This is a genomic window from Verrucomicrobiia bacterium (assembly GCA_026414565.1).
Taxonomy (GTDB): domain Bacteria; phylum Verrucomicrobiota; class Verrucomicrobiia; order Limisphaerales; family Fontisphaeraceae; genus Fontisphaera.
The window spans coordinates 22661-49655 of the sequence record JAOAIT010000070.1; the positions used below are offsets into that span (position 1 = coordinate 22661).

The 26995-nt window shown below is 60.6% G+C and carries 7 protein-coding genes; 3 read left to right on the top strand and 4 right to left on the bottom strand.

Features of this window, described 5'->3' with window-relative positions; translation table 11 throughout:
* Positions 1-40: 40 nt before the first annotated feature.
* On the bottom strand, positions 41-1351 hold the full coding sequence (locus N3J91_16420; protein ID MCX8157998.1) for a Gfo/Idh/MocA family oxidoreductase: 1311 nt from the start codon (positions 1349-1351) through the stop codon (positions 41-43).
* 247 nt (positions 1352-1598) lie between these two features.
* On the opposite strand from N3J91_16420, the gene N3J91_16425 reads away from it, so the two are divergent.
* A complete protein-coding gene (locus tag N3J91_16425) occupies positions 1599-4712 on the top strand; it encodes a cadherin-like domain-containing protein (GenBank protein ID MCX8157999.1) in 3114 nt (1037 codons plus the stop codon).
* Positions 4713-4727: 15 nt separating this feature from the next.
* Here the strand turns inward: N3J91_16425 and mutT are convergent, their stop codons facing one another.
* Together mutT and N3J91_16435 are read right to left on the bottom strand one after the other, a co-directional pair.
* Positions 4728-5180, bottom strand: a complete 453-nt coding sequence (mutT, locus tag N3J91_16430) for an 8-oxo-dGTP diphosphatase MutT (protein ID MCX8158000.1) — start codon at positions 5178-5180, stop codon at positions 4728-4730.
* Positions 5180-6469 (bottom strand): UDP-glucose/GDP-mannose dehydrogenase family protein, encoded by a 1290-nt coding sequence (locus tag N3J91_16435; GenBank protein ID MCX8158001.1) that lies wholly within the window; start codon positions 6467-6469, stop codon positions 5180-5182. The genes mutT and N3J91_16435 overlap by 1 nt, the downstream gene beginning before the upstream one ends.
* 84 nt (positions 6470-6553) lie before the next feature.
* Between N3J91_16435 and N3J91_16440 the strand changes: the two genes are divergently transcribed.
* A complete protein-coding gene (locus N3J91_16440; GenBank protein MCX8158002.1) occupies positions 6554-7783 on the top strand; it encodes a hypothetical protein in 1230 nt (409 codons plus the stop codon).
* 618 nt (positions 7784-8401) lie between these two features.
* Here N3J91_16440 and N3J91_16445 read toward each other — a convergent pair.
* Complete coding sequence (locus N3J91_16445; protein MCX8158003.1) at positions 8402-9589, bottom strand: Gfo/Idh/MocA family oxidoreductase; 1188 nt, start codon at positions 9587-9589, stop codon at positions 8402-8404.
* 557 nt (positions 9590-10146) lie between these two features.
* On the opposite strand from N3J91_16445, the gene N3J91_16450 reads away from it, so the two are divergent.
* Positions 10147-26955, top strand: a complete 16809-nt coding sequence (locus N3J91_16450) for a PA14 domain-containing protein (protein MCX8158004.1) — start codon at positions 10147-10149, stop codon at positions 26953-26955.
* The last annotated feature ends 40 nt before the right edge of the window (positions 26956-26995 follow it).

Sequence of the window (26995 nt, forward strand, 5' to 3'; positions counted from 1 at the left end):
AGGACTGGCGGGCGTCCTGCGGAAATATCGTGGACGGAAGTCACACCTTGGGCAACTGCCACGGATCCCGCCGCGCGCGATCCATCATCGCCGTGGCGGCAGCGTCATCAATAAAGACCTCCTTGACCGGGTCCCACCGCAGCTTGCGCCCGAGTTTGATGGCGATGTTGGCGAGATGGCAGATGGTGGAGACCCGATGGCCAATGTCCACCGGGAAGTAGGGATCCTTGCGGCTCTTGACACATTTCAGGAAATCGTCGTGCTCACCGGCGGGGTTGGTGTAAAGGTGGATTTCGTTGGGGCCGATTTTGCTTTCCAAGATTTCCTTGGAGCTGGCCTGTACCGGGGCGCGCCAGCCGGTGTTGCCCACCCAGCCATCGGTGCCGATAAATTTAATGCTGGGGTTGCCAGGCTTGCAGGTCATCACCACGCCATTGGCGTAGCGAAAAGTCACGTCATAGTCCTTGACGGTGTTGAACAGTCCGCCTTCCCAGTGTGTGCCGGTGCCTTCAATTTCCACGGGGCCACTGCGCTCGGTGTCGTTGGCCCATTGGGCCGTGTCGAACAGGTGGGTGCCCCAGTCACAAATAATCCCGCCCGAATAATCCCAAATCCACCGGAAATTCCAATGCACCCGGTCCTTGGTGTAGGGGGCGTAAGGGGCCGGGCCAAGCCACATGTCATAATCCAGCCCCGGCGGGACGGGCTGCGGCGTGGGATCGCCAGGGGAGGTGGGCTGCTTGGGCAGGATGACTTCGATGCGCTGCAGTTTGCCGATGCGGCCGTTGCGCACGAGTTCAGCCATGCGGTGGTATTCCGGCACCGCGCGGTCTTCCGTGCTGGTCTGAAAGACCCGTTTGTGTTTGCGCACGGCCTCCACCAACACCTTGCCTTCATGAATGGTCAGGGTGGGTTTCTCGCATTGCACATCTTTGCCGGCTTGGATGGCCATGAGGCTGATGATGGTGTGCCAGTGGTCTGGCGTGGAGATCATCACGGCATCAATGTCCTTGCGGGCCAGAACGTGCCGAAAGTCTTTGGTGGCCAGGCAATCTTCATTGCCGTGATGCTCATCCACGGTTTGTTTGGCGCGGATGAGCCGGCGCTCGTCCACGTCGCACACGGCCAGGATTTGCGCCACTTTCTGCTTGCGGTAAAAGCTCAGATTCCAGTTGGTGCCGTGGTCACCGGTGCCAATGAAGCCCACGGTGATGCGCTCGCTGGGGGGCACCTGGCCGTTGGCGCCAATGACCGAGGAGGGAACCAGCGTGGGAAACAAGGCCAATCCGCCGGCGGCAGCCCCCGCCTGCTGGAGAAAACGACGACGTGAAGCGACAAAGGGTTTGTTCATATGGTGCTTATATCTAAAAACCAGACGCAGGAAAAGAGGGGATTATTCGCCGGTTTCGGTGCAACATCCCCAAGCTGTGCCCGGGAAACAGGCGAAAGGCAGGCCTTCCAGATTAACAACGCCATCAGTTACTTTGCGTCTGCCGGCGGTGTTGGGAGAAATTTTGCCGGGTTTTTTTGACAGACAAAATACCGGGGCTTAAACTGAAAAAAACTGTTAAAAAATAATTGAAGCAAAAAGGGCAACCATGAAAAAGGTTCTCATCACAACCGTGACGCTGCTGGCGGGATTATTGGTTGGCCGGGCGGCTTTTGTTGAATTGGACACTTTCAACCGCCTGACCAACGGCCCCATTGGCGGGCGTAATGGATGGGTGACCTCGCAAAGCGCTTTTGTGGTGACCAATGATCCGGCCGGCGGCCCCAACAAGGTGCTGGCCGCCCTAGCCATGTCCGAAAGTCCGGTGTACAAACCCCTCGGCGCGCTCACCATCACCAACGGCACGACCGGCACCTTGTTCTTTCGTATGCGCCGGGCGGATAGTGCGCCCAATGTGTCGGTGGGCATGTCGGATGTCACCGCGCCCACCAGCAGTTTTGCGGATTTTGAGGCGCAAATCAATTGTAACACCGTGGGCGGGACGCTCAACGTGCGCGACGCCGGCACCTTTGATGCCGTTGATACCTTCAACCCCAACATCTGGTACAAGGTTTGGATGGTGATAGATAATGCCGCTGATTTGACCCGCGTGTACATGCAGGGGGGGCATTTGGGCACGCAAACGCTGCTGGACGGCAATGACGGCGAAACTTATTTCACTTTTCGCAACACCACCGGCGATGGATTTAATGGGAATACCACCCCTGTGGCCAATCATCTGGTCACTTTCCTGATTCGCGTCGGCAGCGGCCACACCGGACCATTTTACATTGATGATATTTACGTGGATCCCCAGGGGATGAATCTCAGCGACCCCGCGCTGGATGTGGCCCCCCCCGAGGTGATCCAGGTGGTGCCCGCTGCCGGTAGCACGGTTTCCGGGGTGTTTCAGGCAACCATCACCTTCAACGAAATGGTGGGCGGGGTCACCGCCAGCAGCCTGCTGCTTAATGGCTTGCCGGCCACCAACGTCGTGGGGGGGCCGGAAGTTTATACCTTTCAATTCGACGCCCCAACACCTGGTCCGCTCACGTTGAGCTGGAATAATTCCCATGGGATAGTGGATTACGCCGGCAATGCTTTTCCGGGGACGAACATCTGGCAGTACACTTACACCACCGACCTCACCCCTCCCGCGATTCTTTCTGTTTCACCCGGGCCCGGCTCGCTGATTACCAATTGGGGGGGCTTAACCATCCTTGTCAGTTTCAACGAGTTGGTCACGGGCGTTGAGGCTGAGGATTTGCTTATCAATGGACTCCCTGCACTGGCAGTTACCAATCAGGGCGCCAGTTATTATTTCAAAGCGCCGCAGCCTTTGTCCGGGCCGGTTGCCATTCGTTTTGCCGCCAATCACGGGATTAAAGACTTGTTTAACAATTCCTTTGATGCCGAACTGCCAGCCCATCAGTGGACATATGATTTCACCGATACCGTACCTCCCTTCGTGGCGGTGGTGACGCCGGCCCCCGCCCAACTGGTTTTAAGCCTGGATTCCATCGAGGTTGTCTTCAATGAGGAAGTGAACGGAGTGGATGCCGGCGATTTACTGGTGAATGGCGTGGCTGCCACCAGCCTTGTCGGTAGTGGGGCCGGCCCGTACCGCTTCAGCTTCCCGGCGCCGATTGCAGGGCCGGTTCGCCTGGAATGGGCTGCGAGCCATCAAATCGTTGATCGCAACGGCCTGCCCTTCGCCGGCGGCGCCTGGCAGGTGATGTTGGCGGCCATCCGGCCATCTGGTTTCGTGTTGTTTGAGGATTTCCAAGCACTGACGCCGGGGCCCCTCAACGGTCAGAATAATTGGCTGGCCAGCAACGAAGTGCAGGTAGTGGCGGATCCGGTTGAGCCACGCAACCGGGTTTTGTGCATCAGCAATAGCACCACCGCCGATGCCTGGCGGGCGCTGGGACCGTTGACGATTTCCAATAATGTGACAGCCACGGTGTTCTGGCGCTTTCGCCGCGCCGACACCGACGTCAACATGTCTCATGGCCTTTCGGATTCACTGCCCCCGGCCAGCCGCAACTTTGCGGATTTCGAGGCTCAATTGCAGAGCAACGGCAGCGGGCTAACGCCGCTGAACGCCCGGGACGCCGGCGCGTTTAAGGGACTTCGCGTCTTTACGCCCAACGTGTGGTTTAGTGTCTGGCTGGTGGTGGACAATGCCAATGATTTGTATCGTGTTTACTTGCAAGGCGACGATTTGACCGTGCCCACGCTGATGACCAGCACGGCCGATCCCTCGGAGTTTGCCTTTACTTTCCGCAACACCACGGGCGACGGCATCAACCTGAACACGGGGCCGGTGGTGAGCAATCTCACGGTCTTCCTGATTCGCGCCAGCGGCAGTGTTAACCACGTCGGGCCTTTCTACCTCGATGACATTTATGTGGATTTGCTTGGGGCCAATCTTGCCAATCCTTTACCGCCTCCCAAACCAGCCGGGGTGGAAATATTCCCGGGCACTGCGGAGGCCACGCTGGTTTGGGCGCCCGTGCCCGGGGTGACCAATTACATCGTCAAGCGCGGCACCACCACCGGGGGGCCTTACCAGCGCCTGGGCACCAACAACGATGTTTTTTTCACTGACTCCACCCCTGATGTGAACACCACATACTATTATGTGGTCTCGGCGTTGGGAGTGAATGGGGAAAGCTTCGATTCCGAGGAGGTATTCCTCCGCATCAACACCCCGCCGCTGGCGGGCCAGACCAATTGGCAGGTGACAGCCAACACTTCGGTGACACGCTCTGCAGATGTGCTGCTGGCCCTTTGCACTGATGTGGAAAATGATGCCTTGACCCTGGTGGCGGTGCAGGCGGGCACCAATGGGGCTACAGTGACTCTCGCTGATGGCCTGATTACGTATGCGCCTCCTCCGGGATTTGTGGGCCAGGACCAATTTACTTATACGGTTCGCGATGCCCGCGGTGGCACTTCGCAGGGGGTGGTGAGAGTGGAGGTTGTCATGCCGCCCGCGCAACCCATGCCGCTGCTGGCGCCGCGTTTTACCATAGGCGGTGGTTTTGCTTTTGAGTTTGCAGGTCAGCCCGGCCGCACTTACATCATCGAGCGGGCGGTGGATATTTCCGGGCCGTGGTCCACAGTGGCGGAAATCCCAGGGGCGGCTGAGGGGCGCACGCCTTTTGTGGATAGCCAACCCCCGGCCGGCCGGGCGTTTTATCGCTTGCGTACGCCTTGAGGCCTGCGGAGAGCTTCAGGCGCGCGCTTGTGGCGGGGGACACGCATCGTCGGAAGGCCCCGCCTGCCACCATTCTTGTTGGGCACGGAGTTTCTCCAGCAGGCGGGCGTCGGCGGGGGGAAACGGGTAATGAGCCATTTCCTCCGGGGTGATCCAGGCGAGGGCAGCGCAGCCCAGGGGCTGGGGGTCACCGTGGAGGATGCGGCAGAGAAAGAAACGCAGGTGCACCTGTTTTTCGGGATAGTCGTGGTCTACAGTTTCCACCAGCTCCCCCACCTGCACTTCCACGCCCAGCTCCTCCCGCAATTCACGCGCCAGGCACATCTCGAAACTCTCTCCCGCTTCGCGTTTGCCTCCGGGAAATTCCCATGTTCCCCCCAGATGATCCTCGGCGCGGCGCTGGGCCACAAGCAAACGCCCGTGGCGGAAAATCAGGCCGGCGGCGACTTCGATGCGTTGGCCGGGCATCAGCGTCCCACGCTTTTATAGATGAAACCCAGCCGCTCCATTTCGGCCGGGTCAAAGAGGTTGCGCCCGTCAAACATAATGGGATGGCTGAGCGCCTTGCGGGCCCGCTCCAGGTCGAGTTTCTTGAACTCCTCCCACTCCGTGGCAATGACCAGCGCGTCGCAGCCTTCGGCCAAGGCATTCATGTCGTCCACGTACTCCGCCTCGGGCAACACGGCGCGTGCCTTGGGCATGGCTTTGGGATCGTGCACGCGCAGGCGGGCGCCTTCTTTGAGCAGCCGCTGGCACAGCTCAATGGCGGGGGACATGCGAATGTCATCCGTGTTCTGCTTGAACGCCAGCCCCAGCACGCCCAGCGTCTTGCCTTTGAGCACCCAGAGGGTGTCGGTGATCTTTTTGATAAAGCGGTCCATTTGTGCCGCGTTAATCCGCTGCACCTCGCGCAACAAATGAAAGGGACAGCCCAAATCTTCCGAGATGCGGATGAACGCGCTCAGATCCTTGGGAAAACAACTGCCGCCAAAGCCGATGCCGGCATTCAGGAAGGCCCGGCCAATCCGCTTGTCCATGCCGATGCCGTTGGCCACTTCCTCCACGTTGGCGCCGGAGGCTTCGCAAATGGCGGCCACGGCGTTGATGTAGGAGATTTTGAGGGCCAGGAAGGAGTTGGCGGCGTGTTTGATCAGCTCGGCCGAATTGATGTCGGTGACGATGATGGGGGCGTTGAAGGGCGCGTACAACTCCTTCATTGCGGCCACGGGGCGCGGCGAGCGCACACCAATGACGATGCGGTCTGGTTTGAGGAAATCCTCGACCGCAAAGCCTTCACGCAAAAACTCCGGGTTGCTGACAACGTCAAACTCCACTTTGGCCTTGCAATAGCGTTTGATGGTCTCGGCCACTTTTTCGCCGGTTTTTACGGGCACGGTGCTTTTGTCCACGACGATTTTGTAGGAGGTCATGGCGCCAGCAATGTCGCGCGAGACTCCTTCCATGAAGCTCAAATCCACCGAGCCATCCGGCAGCGGGGGGGTGGGCACCGCAATGAAAATGATGTCGGCGCGGTCCACGCCCTCCTTGGTGGAGGTGGTGAAATCCAGGCGGCCGGCGGCCTTGTTGCGCTGCACCAGCTCTTCCAGCCCCGGCTCATAAATGGGCATCTGACCGGCCTTGAGGGTGGCAATCTTGGCGGCATCGCAATCCACGCAAACCACCTGATGGCCCACCTCCGCAAAACAGGTGCCGGTCACCAATCCCACGTAACCCGTCCCAATAATGCACAGGCGCATAGTGCGGCGTAGGCTAGCCACCTTGCTGCTGCGGCTCAAGCACTTTCCCTTGATGCAGCCGGGGATTGGCGGTAAGAAAATGGCATGCAACCATGGCGACGAGAGCTGGGGCCGTGCCCCTTTTGCGGGCGGGCCGTGCTGGGAGTGCTGATCCTACTGCTAATTTTATTGTCACTCTTACGCTCCCTGGCGCAGCCGGCCAATGCTTCATCCAGCCCCTACGCCCGCTGGAAGAACGGCCCCTCGGCGGATCCCGGCTTTTTCCCAATCGCGGTATGGCTGCAGAACCCTGCCAAGGCCGAGCACTTCAAAGCCGCGGGCTTCAACGTGTATGTGGGCCTGTGGCGCGGTCCCACCGAGGCGCAGTTGAGCGCCCTCAAAGCCGCCGGTATGAAGGTGATTTGTCATCAGAATGAAGTGGGGCTTCGTCATCGCGATGATCCCATCATCATTGGCTGGATGCACGGCGATGAACCGGATAATGCCCAGTCCCTTGGGCAGGGCAAGGGTTATGGCCCGCCCATTCCGCCGGCAAAAATTGTGGAGGATTACCACCGCATTCGGGCCGCCGACCCGACGCGCCCGGTGCTCCTGAACCTGGGCCAGGGGGTGGCGTGGGATCGCTGGCATGGCCGCGGCGTGCGCACCAATCACCCCGAAGATTATCCGGAGTACATCAAAGGCTGCGATATTGTGTCATTTGACATTTATCCCGTGGCCCACAGCCATCCGGACGTGCGCGGCAACCTCTGGTACGTGGCTCGGGGGGTGGAGCGCCTCAAGCAATGGAGCCGCCCCGAGCAGGTGGTCTGGAATTGCATCGAATGCACGCGCATCAGCTCCACCAACAAGGCCACCGCCGCGCAGGTGAAGGCCGAGGTGTGGATGTCCCTCATTCACGGCTCGCGTGGCCTTATTTATTTTGTCCACGAATGGAATCCCCGCTTTAACGAATCAGCCCTGCTGGACGATCCAGAGCTGCTGCCGGCGATCACCGAGATTAATCGCCAGATCCATGCTCTGGCCCCCGTGCTGAACCAGCCAACCCTGCCGCAAGCCGTGCGTGTGACCACCGAACCGCCGGAGGTGCCCGTGGCCGTGGCCGCCCATCGCCACGAGGGCGCCCTCTACATATTTGCCGTCGCCATGCGCGACCGGCCCGTGCAAGCCGTTTTCACCCTGCAACAACAGGCTGTGGGAGCTTCCGTGGAAGTCCTCCACGAAAACCGCCGCCTTCCCCTCACCAACGCCACCTTCCGCGACACCTTCCCCCCTTACGGCGTGCATTTGTATAAAATAGATGAGCGACCCTGATAATTGGTCGAACTTCAACCACCAGATTGGGGAGAATAAAATACTCAGCATGTCTCGCACTAGTGACAAAAGTCTGACATTGAGATGCCTTCAACCTTTATGGGAATAGGTCATTTGCCCGAGCAATTAGCCAGCCATCGGATTGTGTTTGGGGGTTATTTGGAATCGCGGTCAATTTGGTCGATTTTTTGTTGCAGACTCTCCAAACGGGACAGCAGTTCGCTGATCGAGACGGCATTGGATTCCTTGTGCCCAAGGAAAAGGGAGGCAACGAGGCCGCTAAGGCCGGCAAAAGATGCCCGAGCCGCAGACGAGGGTATCCATGAATTGGATGCCTTGGCTGGTTTTCGGTGGCAGGGTCAAGAGGATGTTGGCGGCCAGGGCGGTGAGTATGACAAGCTAAGGATGTGAATGGCGATTGGGAATGAGCCGACGGAGACAATGATTTGGAGTTTGGTGTTTTGCGTGGGGGTGTTTTAACAAAAAGTACGGGGAATGGCACGAAGTTGCTTGTGCTGCCTGCGAGGCGTGAAGGGGTGGACGGGAGGCTGGCAATAAAAAAGCCCCCGCGGTGAGGCGGGGGCTTGAGGGGAAACGGCGTGTGGCCGTGCGCCGCGGCTAGATTTTCTTGGGCATTTTGACCCACGCGCCTTTCTTGGACGCGCTTTTGACCGCGGTTTCGATGAAGGCCAGGCCCATCCAGCCGTCTTCGATGTTGGCGTATTTGCTGCCGTCAATGGTGACCTTGCCGGTGGCTTTCCACTTCCGGATGTCCGCCTCGAAGCAGCGGTGCAGGCGGGCAAAGGCATCGTGGAAGGCTTCGGGGTGCCCGGGCGGAATGGTGACCTCGTCGAGCAATTCCTTGGGCACGTCCTTGAGGAAGCCGTCGTTGGGCACCACGCAGCCGCGCCAATAGACGCGGTCGGGCTGGCCCATGAGGCTGATGGTGATGCTTTCGGGTTCCTCCTGGCGCCAGCGCAGGGAGCCTTTGGTGCCGTTGATGCTGATGCCCAGATCATTCTTGTGCCCGATGCAAATCTGGGAGGCCCGCACCAGCGCGCGCGCGCCGTTGTTGAGTTTGCAGTAGGTGGTGAAGTGGTCGTCCAATTGGCGGCCGGGCACAAAAGTTTCGAGCTGGGCCGACACTTCCGTGACCTCCAGGCCGGTGACGTAGCGCAATTGCATGAGGGCGTGGGTGCCGATGTCCCCGCCGCAGCCGGAGGCGCCGGCGAGCTTGGGATTGACGCGCCAGGAGGCCTGCTGCTGGCCGGTGTCTTCCAGCTTGGTGGCGAGCCAGCCCTGGATGTAGTAGCTGTCCACCCAGCGGATTTCGCCCAGCAACCCGCTGCGCACCACCCAGCGGGCAAAGCGCGAGGTCCAATGGCCCAGATAGGTGTGCGCCACACCAAAAGGCACGCCGGTCTTGCGTTGCATCTTCACCAGTTCGGTGGCCTGCTTAAGGTTGACGGTCAGGGGCTTTTCGCAGAACACCGGGATGCCAGCCTTCATGGCCTTCATGGCGGGGTCGAAGTGCACATGATTGGGCGTCACGATGAGCACGTAGTCCAGGCGTTCTTCTTCGGGCAGTTTGGCCTGTTCAGCGATCATTTCATCGTAGGAGCCGTAACCCTTGATGGGATAGGGCCATTTCTCGGCTTCCTCGAGCGCGATTTTGGGATCCGGGAACAAGGCGCCAGCCACCACGCGGCGGGTGCCGTCCATGTGGATGGCGCGTTGATGGGGATGCACAATAAACGCGCCTTTGCCGCCGCCAATCAATCCGACTTTCAATGGTTTCTGTGACATAAGCAACTTGTGGTTTGTTCGTTTCTTCGTGTTCACACCACTGAGCCCCGCCCGGGAAAACCCCCGGAACCACGGCAACCCAGCGCAGGACGTATGGGCATGACCCTAGAAAATCAGCGCCCGGGCTTCAAGGTTTTTGTTGCTGGCGTTGTTGGCCCAGCGGCAGGTGTTGCCTGCCCGAGGCTCCTCCTTCTTTCAGGGCGATGGGGGCAGGAGTTCATTTCGTAGCGGCTAAGGCGCCACAGCGGTTTAATTTTGCCGGGTTCTTCTGCAGGGAGCGGACGTCGAGACATCGAGGCCGGAACAGGCAGGGCGGGCCGTCTCTTGGGTGCACAGCCGAGGTGCGGTGCCCTGCGATATAAATTGGAAATTTAGGCTTGTGTGCCGGCTCCATTTATGCATTATGTTGAATGAAGCAAAAATCCAAATAGCTGCCGATAACTGCATCCTGACGCAATTCCCACCCATCGTTCAAAGTCCTTGGGCAAGCAGGTTGTGGTCATAGTGGTTATTTGGGGCACAGAGTGCCGTAATTTGTCAGTTGCCTGAGGTACGCCATGAAAACAAACCTGTTGCCCTTTTATTTAAGGCATCTTTTTGGGATTCTTTCACTCAGCCTCTTTCTTGCCCCGCATATTTGGGCTGCGTGTCTGGCACCGCCCGCCGGCAGCGTGGGGTGGTGGCCGGCGGAGGGGTGGCCGAACGATTTGCTGGGGCGGCATCCCAACGTGATGCAGGATGGCGCCACGTTTGCGACCGGCAAGGTGGGGCGCGCGTTTTATTTTGACGGAGCAAATGCCACCATTGAGCCTCTCACGCAGCCGCTGACCAATATCGCCAATACGTTTACCCTGGAATTTTGGGCTTACCCTACCCGGGGGCGTAATACTACTACGGAAAACACCAGCGGCCTGGCCGGGACAAGCGGCCAACGTTATGCCGTGGCTCCCGAGAGCGTCAATCTGGGCACGGTGGTGGGAGCTGGAGTGTCGGTGGGGACCAATGGCGTGAGTGTGTTTGAACATGGCACCAGTTACCTGCCTTCTTTGCTGGTGTTCGACACGAACATCACCGACTGGGTGCACATTGCGGTGGTTTATCAAAATAAACAACCCCGCCTCTATCTTAATGGCGTGTTGGTACGCACGGGACTGACCAGCACACGCGCCACCGTTTTTCCCTCCAAATTGTTCGGGGGCGTGTCGAGCTATGGCTATTACGGCGGGTGGTTGGATGAGGTTACGATCTATGACCGTGCCTTGTCGGACACCGAGATAGAGGCCATTTACCAGGCGGACGCTGCGGGGAAGTGTCGTCCTGATCCTGCCGTGCCGCCGGAAGGCATGCTCGCCTGGTGGACGGGTGATCGTCATCCTTACGATGTGGTGGGGACTAATCCTGGGGCACTCAGCAACGGCGTGACCTATGCGGTGGGAGTGAATGATTATGCATTCAGCCTGGATGGCGTGAATGATTTTGTGGCGGTTGGGGCGCTGGGGTTGGGCCAGGTCTTTAGTTTGGAGGGATGGTTCAGACCCACCATCCTGACCAATGACATGATGCTTATTTGCCGTGATGATTTTGGGGAAGCGCGCAGTTATTACTTGATGCTGGAGGCTTCCGGCGCCCTGGTGGGGTCGGTGGTTAACAGTAACAATTTGCCCACGCAATACCGGACTACCGCGGGAACGGTGAGCGCCGGCAACTGGCAGCACGTGGTGTGGACCTACAATGGCCAGGCCGGCTCAGGTCAGAAAATGAAGTTTTACGTCAATGGGGCTGCGGTCACCGGCACCGCTGCGGATGGCCAGGATCATGGCGGCACCCCGGCGGCCTTGATGGCGGGCGCGCGCCTGGGGGCCAACCTGGGTGGAGGCCAGGTATTTCGCGGCCAGATGGACGAGGTGGCGGTGTATGGCCGGGGATTGGGAATGGCCGAGGTGCAGGCGGTGTACCAGGCTGGATTTATGAACAAGTTCAAGCCCAACCCTTATGACGTGCCGTTCGGGGCAGAGTTATGGGTGCGCGGCAACGCCGCCAACGGAAATCAGAACCTCCAGCGAGCCGGCTTCAACAACGCCGGCACCGTGCGGTTACAATCCACCGACGGCGGTTATACCAGTGCCTTGACGGTGAATCTGGGTGCTTTGACCAATTCGCCTTTGGGCGTGGTGAACATCGAGCAAGGTTCAGGGGGCAGCCGTTATTTGTATGGTGATTTGGTCAACCGCGGCACCTTCAACGTCAATTACGGCATCACCTTCAGCAAGGCGGGGGGGGTGTATGAGAATCAAGGGACGTTCAATATTGCCAGCGGCCGGGAGTTAACGATCAGCGGCCAGAATCAGGTGTTTCGGCAGGTGGACGGCTTGCTCAACATTCAGGGGGCTTTGACGCTGAACAACGTCAGCATGAGTTATCTTGGGGGTGCGATCAGCGGCTCCCTCCATCTGATCAACAGCCGGCTATGGTTGGGGCCGGAGGCGACCAATGCCGCCAGTTTTATCATGACGGGTTCTTCCAGCACGTGGAGCGGGGACATTAAGGAGGGGCAAAGCATTTGGGTGCGGGGTAGCTCGGTGGGGAGCAGCACGACGATTACGGTGACCAATGGTTTTCGCAATGCGGGGACGCTGATGTTGCAGTCGGTGGATGGCGGTTATACGTCGGCCTTGGCGGTGGGGGAAGGAGTGTTGACCAACATGGCGGCGGGGGTCATCAACATTAATCCGGGCACTGGGGGGCCGCGGACCGTTTCGGCCAGCCTGCTTAACTTGGGCACGGTCAACATCAATTACGGCACCACGTTCAGCAAGGCGGGTGGGGTGTATGAGAATCAGGGGACGTTCAACATTGCCAGTGGCCAGGGGCTATCCCTGAGCGGCCAGAACCAGGTGTTCCGGCAGGCCGACGGGGAATTGAAGATCCTGGGGGGGCTCGACCTGGATAATGTCACGTTCGATTATGTGTCGGGCAGGATTCAGGGGACTCCATTACTGGTGAACTCACGGTTGTTTCTGGGGGCTGGCGCGGTGAATGCCGCCAGTTTCACCTTGACCGGCTCGGGCAGCACGTGGGTGGGGGACATCAAACCGGGCCAGTCCATTTGGGTGCAAGGCAGTGGCCGTGCCGGCAATACCACCGTGGTGGTGACCAATGGATTTGAAAACTCGGGGCTGCTTACACTGCAATCGGTCAATGGCGGGTACATCAGCAGCCTAACGGTCAACAACGGCACCCTTACCAACCGACTGGGAGGGACAATCGCCGTTAACGGCGGGAATGGCGGGCCGCGGACCATCTCGGCCAACCTCTTGAATGAAGGGCTATTATCCGTCAATACCGGCCTCACCTTGAGCAGGGCCAATGGCGTTTATGAGAATCTGGGCTATATATTCATCAATAATGGCGGCAGCATTTCCCTCAGCGGCCAAAACCAAATCTTCCGCCAGCGGGGCGGCAGTATCACCAATTTGGGCACATTGGATCTGACTGGGGTTCAGTTCCTTTTTGAGGGTGGGGGTCTTTACGGCAATGCCATCATCCTGGAGAATGTGCGGCTGGATATGGGGGCGGGTGCTGCCAGCCCGTGTGAGTTTCAAATGACGGGCAGCGGCAGCCGGTACTATGGGGATTTGAAGGCGGGACAATTGTTGTGGGTGCAGGGCAGTTATCGAGGCGGCCACACCACCCTGATTGCGCCGGAGGGCTTCCGGAATGAAGGAACCATTCGCTTGCAATCTAGCGGGTCGAGTTTTGTATCCAGTTTGTCCGTGACCAACGGAGTGTTCACCAACGCAGCCGGTGGCGTGTTGGAGATCAACGGCGGCAGTGGCGGTTCACGCGATATTTACGGTCACCTGCTCAATGAGGGCGTGATCCAGGTGAACTATCACGGGGCATGGACACGCCCCGGGGCGGAGCTCATCAACCGGGGCACCATAAACATCGCCAACAACATCAACCTGACGTTGAATGGGGCAGGTCAGGTTTTTAACCAGGAAGGCATCATGACGGGAGGTGGGCGACTGGTCATGAGCGGGGGAAATCAAATCCTGAATCAGAACGGCGGCACCCTGGCGTTGGGCGGGGGTCTCGATTTGACGGGGGTGGCTTTCAATTTTGTGCGCAACGGGGCCACCGCCGCGAGTGGGCCGGTGGTGATGGAGAATTGCCGGCTGGTATTGGGGCCGGAAGCGGCCAGCCCGTGTGAGTTTCAAATGACGGGCAGCGGCAACCGGTACTATGGGGATTTGAAGGCGGGACAATTGTTGTGGGTGCAGGGCAGTTATCGGGGTGGTCACACCACCGTGATTGCGCCGGAGGGGTTTCGAAATGAAGGGACCATTCGCTTGCAATCCACAGGGTCGAGTTTTGAATCCAGTTTATCCGTGACCAACGGCGTGCTGACCAATGCCGCCAGCGGCGTGGTGGAAATTGTTGGCGGGAGCGGCGGCGCGCGCGTCTTGTCCGCCAACCTGGTGAATGAGGGGTTGATGGCGGTTTACACGGGATTGACGCTCAGCAAGGCTAACGGCATTTATAACAACCGGGGGCGACTTTACATTGACAGCACGGGCAGCCTCACCCTCAACGGCCAAAACCAGGTTTTTCGCCAGCGCGGCGGTGGTTTCACAAATTCGGGGAGTGTAGATTTAACGGCGGTGACCTTTGTACTGGAGGAGGGGGGCATACCGGGCAACGCCCTTTATATGCAGGATTGCCGGTTGGAAATCGGGCCACAGGCCACCGGACCGGCGAATTTTATCCTGACCGGCTCCGGCAGCCGGTACTATGGGGATCTGAAAGCTGGTCAGGTGGTCTGGGTGCAGGGCAATTATCGAGGCGGCTACACCACAGTGATTGCGCCGGAGGGCTTCCGGAATGAAGGGACCATTCGCCTGCAATCCTCGGGGTCAAGTTTTGAATCCAGTTTGTCCGTGACCAACGGGGTGTTCACTAATGCGGCCGGGGGCGTGGTGGAGATCAACCGTGGCACCGGCGGCGCGCGCAATATCGCTGCAAGCATTCTCAATGCCGGCCAGTTGTGGGTCAATTACTCCCTCAATTGCAGTAAAGCCGGGGCGGGTTTCCTCAACGAGGGGCGGATCATTATCGCCAGTGGCCAAACCTTGACGATCGCCAGCCCCATGACGCAAGTGGGTGGCGCCCTTGAGCTTAATGGTGGAACGGTGGACCCCGGCGACAGCCTGCTGCTCCAGGGCGGGGTCCTCCTGGGCAATGGTACCGTGGCGGGCCAGGTGACCAACACTGCCGGCCGTGTGGCGCCCGGCACCAGCGCGGGGACGCTAACCATCAATGGCAATTACTCGCAGGGGCCGGGAGGAACTTTGGAAATTGAGTTGGGCGGCGCGAATGCGGGCAGTGAGTACGACCAATTAGTGGTCAACGGAACCGCCGAATTGAACGGGCGGTTGGTGGTGACTTTAATCAATAATTTCGTGCCCACCAACGGCCAGTCTTTCACCGTGCTGACTGCGTCCTTGCGCAAAGGGGCCTTCACCGAGCTGCAATTGCCGACCCTGCCGGGAGGGCTGACCTGGGAAATCTTACACCAACCGGCTTCGGTCGTGGTGCGCGTGGCCGAGGCGTTGCCGGAGGGCGATGCCCGGATAACCGGCACGGTGCGCAATTCGGCGGGTTTGCCGCTCACCAATCTTTTGGTGACCGCCTATAGCGCCCAGACCAATTTTAATGGGCTGCGGGGAGATTACTATGACAACAAGGACTTCACGGCCTACAAGTTCAGCCGGCTCGATGCCACGGTGGATTTCAATTGGGGAGCTGGCGCACCGGACAGCCGCTTGGAGGTGGATACCTTTTCGGTGCGGTGGAGTGGCACGGTGACGCCACTGTACACCGAAACTTACACCTTCTACACGGTGACTGATGATGGGGTGCGCTTGTGGGTCAATGGACAGCAAATCATCAGCTATTGGGCTGACCAAGGGGCCACCGAACGTGCCAGCACGGGCATCGCCCTGACCAGCGGCGTGCCTTATGAAATTGTCATGGAGTATTACGACAATGCTGTGTACGCCACGGCCCGGCTCTTATGGAGCAGTCCCAGCCAGCCCAAGCAGGTGATTCCTGCTACTCAGTTGGCGCCCTCCAGCACCACCAACCTTGAGTACACCACTAGCAGTGCCTACGCCCGTGTGGTGGAAACCACCACCGACGCGCAGGGGCAGTTCAGTCTATTGGTATATCCCAGCATGTGGCAGGTGAATGTGTTTGGGCTGCCCAGCCTCGGTTATGCCGAAACCACCAACCGCACGGTCGTCATTGCCTCCTCCCCTACCAACGCTGTCGTGGACTTTGTGGCGCAGCCGTTCACCGGTGAATATTACAATATCCTGGCCCAGGCCAATCCGCCGCAGGGCGGCAGTGTCAACGGTTCGGGCACCTATCCCGGCGGCGGCAGTGTGACCTTGACCGCCCTCCCCAACACCAACGCCATGCCGTATTATTTTGTGAGCTGGACCGAGGGCGGTGTGGTCGCCAGCTCGAATGCCGTGTACACCTTCACCGTCGCGCGCGACCGCCAGTTGCTGGCGAATTTTGCTCTGCCACGTTACGCCGTGACGGTCAGCAATAACCCATCCGGGGCGGGCAGCGTGTCCGGTGCGGGCACTTACACCCACGGCACCACAGTGACCCTTAGCGCCACACCGTCCTACGGCTATCGCTTCAGTCACTGGAGTGAAGGTGGGACGGTGTTAAGCAGCAACAGCCCATACAGTTTCACGGCCACACGACCCACGAGTGTTACCGCCAATTATGCCGAAGCGCATCTGGTGCACGTGGTTACCACCGCCACCAGCCCGGCGGGCCTGGCGAACGTGGCAGGGGCAGGGGTGTACACCAACGGCGAGACCACCACCATTAGCGCGCCGGTGACGGTCACCAATCCGCCCAACCTCTACACCTTCGTTCGTTTTCGTCTGAACGGGACGGTTTATGGGGCCCAGCCGGAGTTTCAAAAGACCTTCAACACCACGGACAACACCAACATGCACTTCGTAGCCGAGTACAGCTCCCGCCCACTGGCACCGCAGTTGGCGGCGGTTTGGGCCAATTTCAACAACCCCGTGCCGGCCACGACTGATTTGGCGCTGAGTGTTCGGTTTGATCGCTCAATGAACACGGGCGTTCAGCCGTTGCTGGTGTTCACCAACCTGAGCGGCATGGCCGCGCCGCAGGTACCCGCCAATGGCACATGGACCACCACCTATGTGGCCAATGACACCTATCGCACGCCCGCCTTCACGGTGGACGCCTCCATGAACGGCACCAACCGTTTGAATGTCAGCCTGGCCCGCGCCACCGACAATCAGGAGATGACGCCGGTGGATGCGTGGGACCTGGTGGTGGATGGCACATTCCCCACAATCACTAACATCAATGCCTACCCCGGGGCGGCGGGTGTCGTCATCACCTGGCAAACGGACGAGCCGGCCACCCGGCAGGTGGAATATGGGCTGACGGTGGCGTATGGCAACATGAGCACTCTGGGGGGCACCTTTGCCACCGCCCACTCTGTGAGCATCGGCAATCTTGCGCCGGAAACAACTTATCATTATCGGGTGCGCTCGCGGGACCGTGCGGGCAATGAAACCATTTCCGAGGACAAAATCTTCACCACCCTGGCGGCGCCGGATCTCATCGTCACCAACCTTACGCTCATCCCCACCAACGGCCTGGCCTCCAGCGGCGAGCTGACCATTTATTGGGAAGATCTGAATGTGGGCGCGGGCCGCACGGAAACTTCATGGCAGGACTGGCTGGTGATCAGCAACCTCGACAGCGGCGAGCGGCTCTTAAATGTCACGATTCCTTACAACGCGGGCGCGCAGGGCCATCTGACCAACGGCGCCTGGCGGGCGCGCCAGTATGTGTATCAGTTGCCGGATGGGCCGCGGGGAGCGGGTACGATTGGGGTGCGGGTGATGGTGGACACGTTCGGTGAAGTCGTGGAAGTCAACACCGCGGGGACGGCCGAGCAGAACAATTCGGCGCTGGCCACCAATCTTTCTGCTCTTGCGCCCTATCCTGATCTGGCGGTGAGCAACCTCGTCATCGCCCCTCCTGTGCCGCAAAGCGGTGGCACGGTAACCGTGAGCTGGGCGGTGGCCAACGTGGGCGAGGCGGCGGTGGGGCGTGCCTTTCGCGATCGCTTGATCTTGCGGAATACGACGGCAGGTACGACGTATGTGGACACCACCCTGCTTTATGATGCTGCCGCCCAGGGCGCCATCCCGCCGGGCGCAATGCGCCTGCGGCAGCATAGCTTCCGCCTGCCTGATGGCGGGGCTGGAGTGGGCGAGCTGCGGGCGGAGGTGACGGTAGATTCACAAAACGCCGTGTTTGAGTACATGGGCGGATACGATGCCGAGACGAATAACGCCGCCGTCGCCACCGCCACCGCTGTCCTTGCGCCCTATCCAGATTTGGCGGTGGCCGCCATTGCCTCACCGGCCGCTGCGCCAATGGGCCAAACGCTGTTTATCACCATCACCCTCACAAACCAGGGGGATGGCCTGGCTGCGGCGCCGTGGAATAATGCGGTGGCGCTGGCCAGCGATCCTACCGGTGCGGGAGCGCAAGTGCTGGGGATGTTCACGGTGACCAATCCCCTGCCGCCCGGGGCGGCGCTGGTGGTCACCCAACAGGTGATTTTGCCGCCCGGCCTGCATGGCACGCGGTATTGGGTCATCACCGCAGACAGTGGCAATCAGGTCTTTGAGTTGGACAACGGCAACAACGTGCGGGTGGCCGAAACGCCGGTGCAGATTCAGGCCGCGGACCTGGTGGTGGAGGCGATTAATGTGCCCGCCAGCGCGGTGTATGGGCAACCGTTTGAAGTCACGTGGACCGTGCGCAACGCGGGCACCGCAGCCGCCAGCGGCTCGTGGCGGGATCGCCTTTATTATGCCACTTCGCCCAGCCTGGCTTTTGCCCAACCGCTGCTGGATCGCACCACCGATGACATCAGCCCGTTGGCAGCCGGAGCGACTTACCTCCGTCAGGCCAGTGTGGTGATTCCCTTTGGAGCCACCTTGGAAAGCAGGACTTATTATCTCATTGTCGTGACAGATTTTAACAACCGCCAGCCCGAGAGCAACGATGGCAACAATTCGCGCATTCCCTCGGCGTTGACGGTGACGGCGCCGCCGTTGCCGGACCTGGCGGTGACCGGCGTGCAGGCGCCGCTGGTGGGCGTGCCGGGCCAGCCGGTGGAGTTGGTGTGGACGGTGACCAACGTGGGGAACGCCGCTGCAAACGGGCCGTGGGTGGAAACGGTCTATGTTTCCGGAGATGACCAGATTGGTGGCGATCTCTCGGTAGCCTCCTTCACCTTCACCAACTCCCTGGCGGCGGGAGAGTTTGTGACGCGCACGCAGGCGGTCACCCTCCCGGGCAATACGTTCATTGGCAACTTGTATTTCGTCGTCTCGGCGGACAGCTCCCTGCTGGTGCGCGAAGTGACGGAGGGCAACAACACCGCCGTGGCCCCCACCAACACTTACGTGCCGGCGCGCCTGGGCCTCACCGCTCCCGTCACGCGCATTGCGGAAAACAGTCCCAACCCTGCGCTGCGTCTGACGGTCAGCCGCAATGGGCCGTTGACCAATGCGCTGACGGTGACGTTGTCCAACAGTCATCCGTCGCGGCTGGTCTCGCCACCGCAGGTGGTCATTGCTGCAGGCCAGGCTGCGGCCAGTTTTGAGGTGTTGGTCATTCCGGACGGGGTGGCCGGGCCGGATGTGGAGGTGCATCTTATGGCCTCAGCCCCGGATTACCTCAGCGAGGACTTGCTCCTACGCATATTGAATAGTGATCGCCGACCGCTTTACCTGCAACCCGCCACCACCACCGTCACCGAGGGGCAGAGCATCACGTTCACTGTGCGCCGCGAGGCTCTGGACGGCCTGCCCTTGCAGGTGAATCTGGAAAGCTCGGCGCCCGCTCAACTGGTGGCGCCCGCCCAGGTGGTTATTCCCTCCAATAGCTTGTCGGTGACCTTTGGCGTGCTCGCCACCGACGATCAGGACTTGGAGCCGGTCACCAGTTACACCCTTACGGCTGCTGCCGCTGGCTTCTCCAACGCCGTGGCGCAGGTGGTGGTGCAGGACAATGACATCCCCACTTTGCAGGTGGCGTTTGCGGCGCCGTCGGTGGGCGAGGGCATAATTCACGCCACGACGCTGACGATCACCCGCACCCCGGTGACGGCGTTCCGCTTGAACGTGGAACTGCAGGCCAGCCTGCCCGGCCAACTGATTATCCCGGCCACGGTGACCTTGCCGGCCAATGTGGCCACTTTGACCCTTCCCGTCTCCACGGTGGACAATGCGTTTGCCGACGGCACGCGGCAGGTGGCGGTTACAGCGCATGTTCTGGATGCGGCCGGCAACCGTCTGGCCACCGGCGGGTCTGACACGTTGGAGATCAACGATGATGATGGCAATGCTCTGCAGCTCACCCTGGCGCGCAGTCTGGTGGCGGAGGGTTTAAGTCCGGCCACCACGGGCACCGTAACCCGCAACACCGCCACCAACGAACCCTTGGATATCACGCTCACCTCCAGCCGCAATACGGAAGCCACCGTACCGGGCACGGTGACCATCCCGGCAGGCCAGCGCTCGGTCACCTTCCCGATCAATACACTGGAGGACGGGGTGAGCGACGGCAATCAGACGGTTTTGATTACGGCTGCGGCCTCTGGTTTTGCCCTGGGGCGGGCGGCCCTGGTGGTTTCCGATGTGAATCTCCCCGATCTGGTGGTGCCGCAGTTGATCGCCCCCACCAACGGCTTGACCGAGACGACGGTGCCGGTCTCCTTCCGCGTGCTAAATCAGGGCGTGGCTGTGGCCAGCGGCTCGTTTGTGCAGCGGGTGTGGCTCTCGCGGGATCCTCTGCCCGGCAGTGATGATCTGTTGATGGGAGAGTTTCCTTTCACCGGCCAGTTGCCGGTGGGGATGCACATTGAGCAGGTGCTGACCATTACGTTGCCGCGCACCCCGGGCGACTATTACGTGCTGGTGACAGCCGATGCCGGCGGGCAGATCAACGAAACGTTGGAGAACAACAACACGGCGATTTCCACCACACCCATCCGCGTCGCGCCGGCCTTCACGGCCACGGTACAAACGGATGTGGAGACCGCCCTGGCTGATACGGCGGTGCCGCTCTATGGCACGGCCACGAAGGCTGCCGGCGGACCGGCGCCATTTGAGGCTGTGAGCATTCACATTTATTTGCGCGAGACGCGACGCACTCTGGCCGCGTTAACGGATGCCAACGGCCAGTTCACTGCGGTTTTCCAGCCGCTGCCGGGAGAGGGGGGCGTGTACCGGGTGGGCGCGGCGCATCCCGCGGCCACGGACATCCCCATACAGGATCAATTCACTTTGCTGGGCCTGCGGCTTAACCCCGACTATGTGCATCGCAAGGTGCTGGGGCTGGAGACAATCACCGGCACTGTGCGTTTGGAGAACCTGGCGGATGTGGATTTGCACAACCTCACCGCCCAGTTGCAGGACGTGCCGGCCGGGCTAAGTGTGCAGGTAATGTTGACCAATGCCCTGCCGGGGCTGGCCACCGCCACACTGACCTATACCATTCAATCGTTGGAGGATGCCGAATCGTACAACACCTTTGCGGTGCGCCTTCTTTCGCAGGAGGGGGCCAATCTCACCCTGCCCATGTATATCCAGGTGGAGCCGCGGCGGCCTCGTTTGCAGGTACAACCGGCTGTCCTCATGGGAGGCATGGTGCGCGGGGAGCAACGCGTGGTGGGCCTTGAAGTGGCCAATGTTGGCGGCGCGCCCACCGGGCCGCTCAGCATTATGATTCCCGAAGTGCCTTGGCTGCGGGTGGTTTCCACCAATCCGCTGCCCAACCTTGAGCCGGGCCAGACCAGCCGGGTGGAGTTGTTGTTAATGCCGGCGGCGGACCTGCCGCTGGCGGAGTATCAGGGCAGCATTGTTCTGGCCGCCACGCTGGCCAACAACACCATTCCCTTCAACTTCCGTTGCCTCTCGGATGCCGTGGGCGACTTGCGCATTCTGACGGTGGACGAGTTGAGCTACCACGGCGACAACCCGCGCAATCTGGCCGGGGCCAAAGTGGTGTTGCGTGATCCTTTCACCGGTGCCGTGGTGGCCAGCGGGGTGACGGATACCAATGGCATATTTGACGTATTTAATCTGCGCGAAGGCACTTACCATCTGGAAGCCACCGCGGACCGGCACGACCGCACGCTGGCCACCCTGGAAGTGAAGGCCGGCCAGCGGAATGAGCAGACCATCTTCCTGCGTCTGCAGTTGGTGCGGTACAACTGGACGGTGGAGGAGATTGAGATTGAAGATCGCACCCGCATTACCCTGGAAACAGTTTATGAAGCGTTCGTGCCCACGCCGGTGGTGACCGTGGAGCCGAGCGTAATTGATTTGGCTGGGGTTACCGGCGAGATGGCGCAGATTGATCTGAAAATCAGCAACCACGGCCTGATTGCCGCGCGGGATGTCGTCATCAAGTTCCCCGAGCACGAACGCTGGATTATTACGCCGCTCATCAGCGGGGCGGCCAGCATTCCCGCCAACAGCTCGATGACGGTGCCGGTCATTATTCAGCGGCGGCCGCCGGAAACCAATGGTCTAGTGGCAGCCAATCCGCGGGATTTGACGATTCGCATCGGCGACTGCACCTACACGGCCACCATTGAATGGCGGTTGATCTGCGGCCCCTTCAACATTGCCTATCCGGTTCCCATCCCGGTGATCAATGCCACGGGTAACTGCTTCGGCGGAAGTCGCGTAGGCGGTCCGGCCAGCGGAGGCAGTGGCACAGGGTGGTGGAGAGGCGGCTTGGGGAGTTGGGGTGATCCCGGTGTGGCGACAGCACCGGGCCAGCCCCAGCTCACCATTTACACACCTACCCCCAGTGTGACTCCCAGCAACAAGTGCGCGTGTGTGAAAAGTGAGTACCAGGAGGAGTGCCTGAAATATGAGGCCGGCTTGAAAGCCGAAATTGCCGGCGCTCTCACCAAGGCCATCAATGCGGCGCTGGCCAGCACGCCCTTAAGCGTCAAAAGCATCGAGGTCAGCTTCAACGTCAACGGCCAGCTTTGTACCTGCTGCGAAGATGACTTAAAGGGCCTGAAGGCCTCGGTGGGTGGAAGTGCCAGCGTCACCGCCACGCTGGTTATTGGTTATAATCCGGAAGCCAGCGGGCAGGTGAACATCCCCGGCTTGGGCGCGGCCAGCTACGAGGCCTCGTTCCTGGCGGGCGCCGAGATCACCCTCTCCGGAAGTGTCAGCGGTTCATACGGCACGGAATGTCACATGCGCAATCCCAAGCTCTGTCTCGGCGGCAGCGTGAGCGCATCCGGCGTGGCGGGGCTGCGCGGCAAGGTGGATTTGACGCATGAGCGCAACGGCCGGACTTATAAAGGCGGCGGCACCGCGTTCGCGGGCGTGACCGTGGGCGCAACCGTTTCCATACAAGGTTGCACGCCCGGCGGGGGCATCGAGGTCAAGGTGTGTCTCGATCCGGTGGTCTTCAAGGTCAACGTGGAAGGCAGCATTGAAGTGGACGGACTGTCCTATTCCACCTCCACCGGTTATGAGCGCCAGTTGCTGCCGGGCGGCTGCTATCCGCCGGAAGGGGACGGGGTGGTGCGCCTGCATCTGCCGGATTTTGGCCTCGCAGCTCAGCCCACCGCCGGAGAGATGGCGCAAGTGCTCGGGTTCCGTCACGCCGAAGGCATGGTGCAGGATTTGACCGGCCGCCGCGCCGCCATTGCTGCGGAGGCCCCGGCGAGCCATCTGGCGGCGGCGCTGCAATCTGCGCGCTCTCCGACCGGCACGGCTGCGCTGTTCACAGCGCCCTTCCGCCGCTCGCAGGTGACGGTGGGCTGGGCCGCCCCGCGGCCGGCGGCGCCTCCGGTGGGCAGCCTGGCGCGCGCCGCCCTGCCACCGGCTCCGCTCCAAAATGGTGTCTGTGCCCAGGTGCGGCTGCAGATTGACCAGGAGGCTGTCATGACGCGCAAAGCCATTGGCGCAACGCTGGATATCTTCAATGACTCCAACGTGGACCCGTTGCAAAACCTGAATGTCACCCTCAGCATTCTGGACCCCAACGGCAACCTGGCCAACCACAAGTTTGTCATCCTGCCGCCCGAGCTGACCGACATCGAGCCGGTCAGCGGCTCCGCCGACACCAATGAATTTACGGTCACGCGGGATTTGTGGCGGATGCCGCCGGCCTCCACGGGCCGGGCGCGGTGGATCATTCTGCCGCGGGACGAAGCCGCGCCGGAGACGCCGGTGGTCTATTCGGTGGGCGGCATCATGACCTACAGCGCCGGCGGTGTCCCCGGCTCCGCCATCCTGCTGCCGTCGCCGGTGACGGTGTATCCCAATCCGAAACTCATCCTGAAGTACTTCCACCAGCGCGATGTGATGAGTGATGACCCCTTCACGCCCGAAGTGGAGCCGGCCGAGCCGTTCACGCTGGCGGTCATGGTGCAGAACGTGGGTAAGGGTATCGCCAAAAAATTTAGCATCACCTCCGCCCAGCCGAAGATCATCGAGAACGAAAAAGGCCTGCAGATTGACTTCAGCATCATCGCCACAGAAGTGGCCGGCAAATCATTGTCGCCTTCGCTTACCGCCGTTTTCGGGGATATTGGCCCCAATCAAATCGTCATCGGCCGCTGGTTGATGAAGGCGTCCTTGCTGGGCTTTTTTGTGGATTATCGCGCCACTTTTGAACATGAAAACACGTTGGGCGGCCGCGAAACCTCGCTGATTGATAGCGTGGAAATCCACGAGATGATTCGCCAGGTGCAGGCGGCCGGGCCGTTGGAGGATGGCCGCCCTGATTTCTTGGTCAATGATGTCAAGGATGATCTGACGCTGCCAGATGTCATTTACCTCAGCGATGGCTCCACCGGGATGGTGGCGGCCGTCACCTCGGGGGTTGTGGACCAGGCGCCGGGCCCCGGCCGTCTGGTGGTCACGTTGACCGCGCCAATGCCCGGTGGCTGGGCCTATTTGCGGGTGCCGGACCCGGCCGATGGCCAATATGTCCTGACTCGCGTCGAGCGAAGCGACGGGGGCCTCGTTCCGCTTAACACCAATGTCTGGGTTTCGCGTTACACCTTCACCAAACCGGGTGTGCGCCCGACGCGGGAAAATGTGTTGCACCTGCTCGATTACAATTCTCCCGGGGTTTATTACCTGCATTATACGCCGCCGCCCCGGCCCGATACCAATCCGCCGACCAGCCGGGTGGCTGCGTTGCCGCCGGCCAGCTTCCCGCAAATCCCCGTAAGCTGGTCAGGGACAGACGCCGAGAGTGAGATTCATTATTATGATGTGTTTGTTTCCCTCAACGACGGCCCCTTTGTGCCGTGGCTGCAAAGGACCCGGCAAAGCGGGGCGGTGTATCAGGGGGCGGCCGGCCAGCGTTATGCCTTCTATTGCGTGGCCACGGATACCGCCGGCAACACGGAGCCAGTGCCATTGACGCCCCAGGCGGTGACCACCGTCTCCCTGATTAACACACCGCCGCAACTGGCTGCGCTGCCCAATGTCACGCTTAAGGAGGGCGAGACACTGCAGGTTGCCGTCATCGCGACCGACGCGGATATGCCCGCGCAGCAGCTCGTGTACAGCCTCGGCAGCGGCACGCCGCCAGGAGTGAGCATTCACCCGCAAAGCGGCGCGCTGACCTGGCTGACGGGCGAGTCGCACGGTGGCACCACCAACCGCATCGCCGTGGTGGTAACCGACAATGGTGTGCCGGCCATGTCTGCCACCCAATCCTTTGTGGTGGTGGTGCGCGAGGTCAACCAGCCACCGGTGGTGCCGGCACTGATTGACCGCCGCGTGGATGCCGGACAGATCATCGGCTTCCTGGTGGGCGCTTCAGATCCGGATATCCCAGCCAATACTTTAACCTACAGCCTGGAAAATGCCCCGGCCGGGGCGACCCTCCACCCCACCACGGGCCTGTTCCAATGGACACCGTCGCTGGCGCAATCACCCAGCACCAATGTCATCACGGTGCGCGTCACGGACAACGGCACTCCGAATCTTTCCGCAGCCAGCACCTTCATGGTCATCGTCAACCGGCCCAATCAGCCGCCCAACCTGGCAGTGCCCGCAGACCAGGTGATTGATGAAGGAAACTTGCTGCTTGTCAGCGCCTCGGCCAGCGATGCCGATGTGCCGGCGCAACAGCTTGCCTACAGTCTCGTGAACCCGCCGGCAGGGGCCACCATCCACCCGGTGAGTGGCATTATCTCCTGGACGCCTGCCGAGGCCCAGGGGCCTTCCACCAACACGCTCACCGTGAAAGTCACGGATAATGGCTCGCCCCCGCAGAGCGCCACGCGCAGCTTCACGGTGATCGTCAATGAGGTCAATTCGGCGCCTGTCTGGCCGTCTCTGCCGCTGCTGACGGCGGCGCCGCGACGGCCGTTGACCAATCAAGTGGCCGCCACCGATGCTGATCTGCCCCCCAATCAGATTACATACCGGCTCGCGGCAGGAAGTCCGGTAAGCGCCTCGATCAACGCCAGCAATGGCATGCTGGTTTTCCTGCCGGGGGCCGAGCATGCGGGCCGCACCAACTGGCTGCCGATTGTGGCAACTGACAGTGGTCAGCCACCCCTGAGCGCTACCACCTTGGTGGCGGTGGCCGTCTCGGACATGATGGATCTGGCGGCGGGGCAGGGCATCGTTCCCGCCGGCCAGAGCGGCCGCATACCGTTGAATCTATTTGTCAGCAGCCCACTAACGAATCTGGGCTTTACGCTGCAAGTGCCCTCGGCGGGTTTGACCAACTTCATGGTGACGTCTTCCAATGCCGCCCTGACGGCCAGCCCTGCCGTGCGTATATCGGACATGGAATGGCGGTTCACTTTGGAAATCCGTGATGCCAGCCTGGTGGGCACGCAGGAATTCGCGGCATTGCAATTTGACGTTTTGCCCCAGGCATCCGCGGCCATCATACCGCTGAATCTTCAGCAGGTGTCGGCGCAAACCATCGCCGGGCAGCCCGTGCCTTATGTGTGGACCTACCCGGGAAGGGCGATTGTGGTGGGAGCACAACCCTTGCTGAACCTCAGCACGGAAGCGGGTCAGGTCCGTCTGCTGCTCTATGAATTGCCGGGCACGACTCTGCAATTGCAGACGGCCACGCGCCTGGAGCCGCCGCCACCCTGGCAGAACTGGATGCGGATTACGGTAACCAATTACCAGACAGAGGTATTGGATTTGATGAGCCATCCCGCCATGTACTATCGGGCCTTCCGCACCAATGCACCGTGAGCCTTGAGCAAAGGCGCCAAACTGTTTTCGGTGCCAGCGG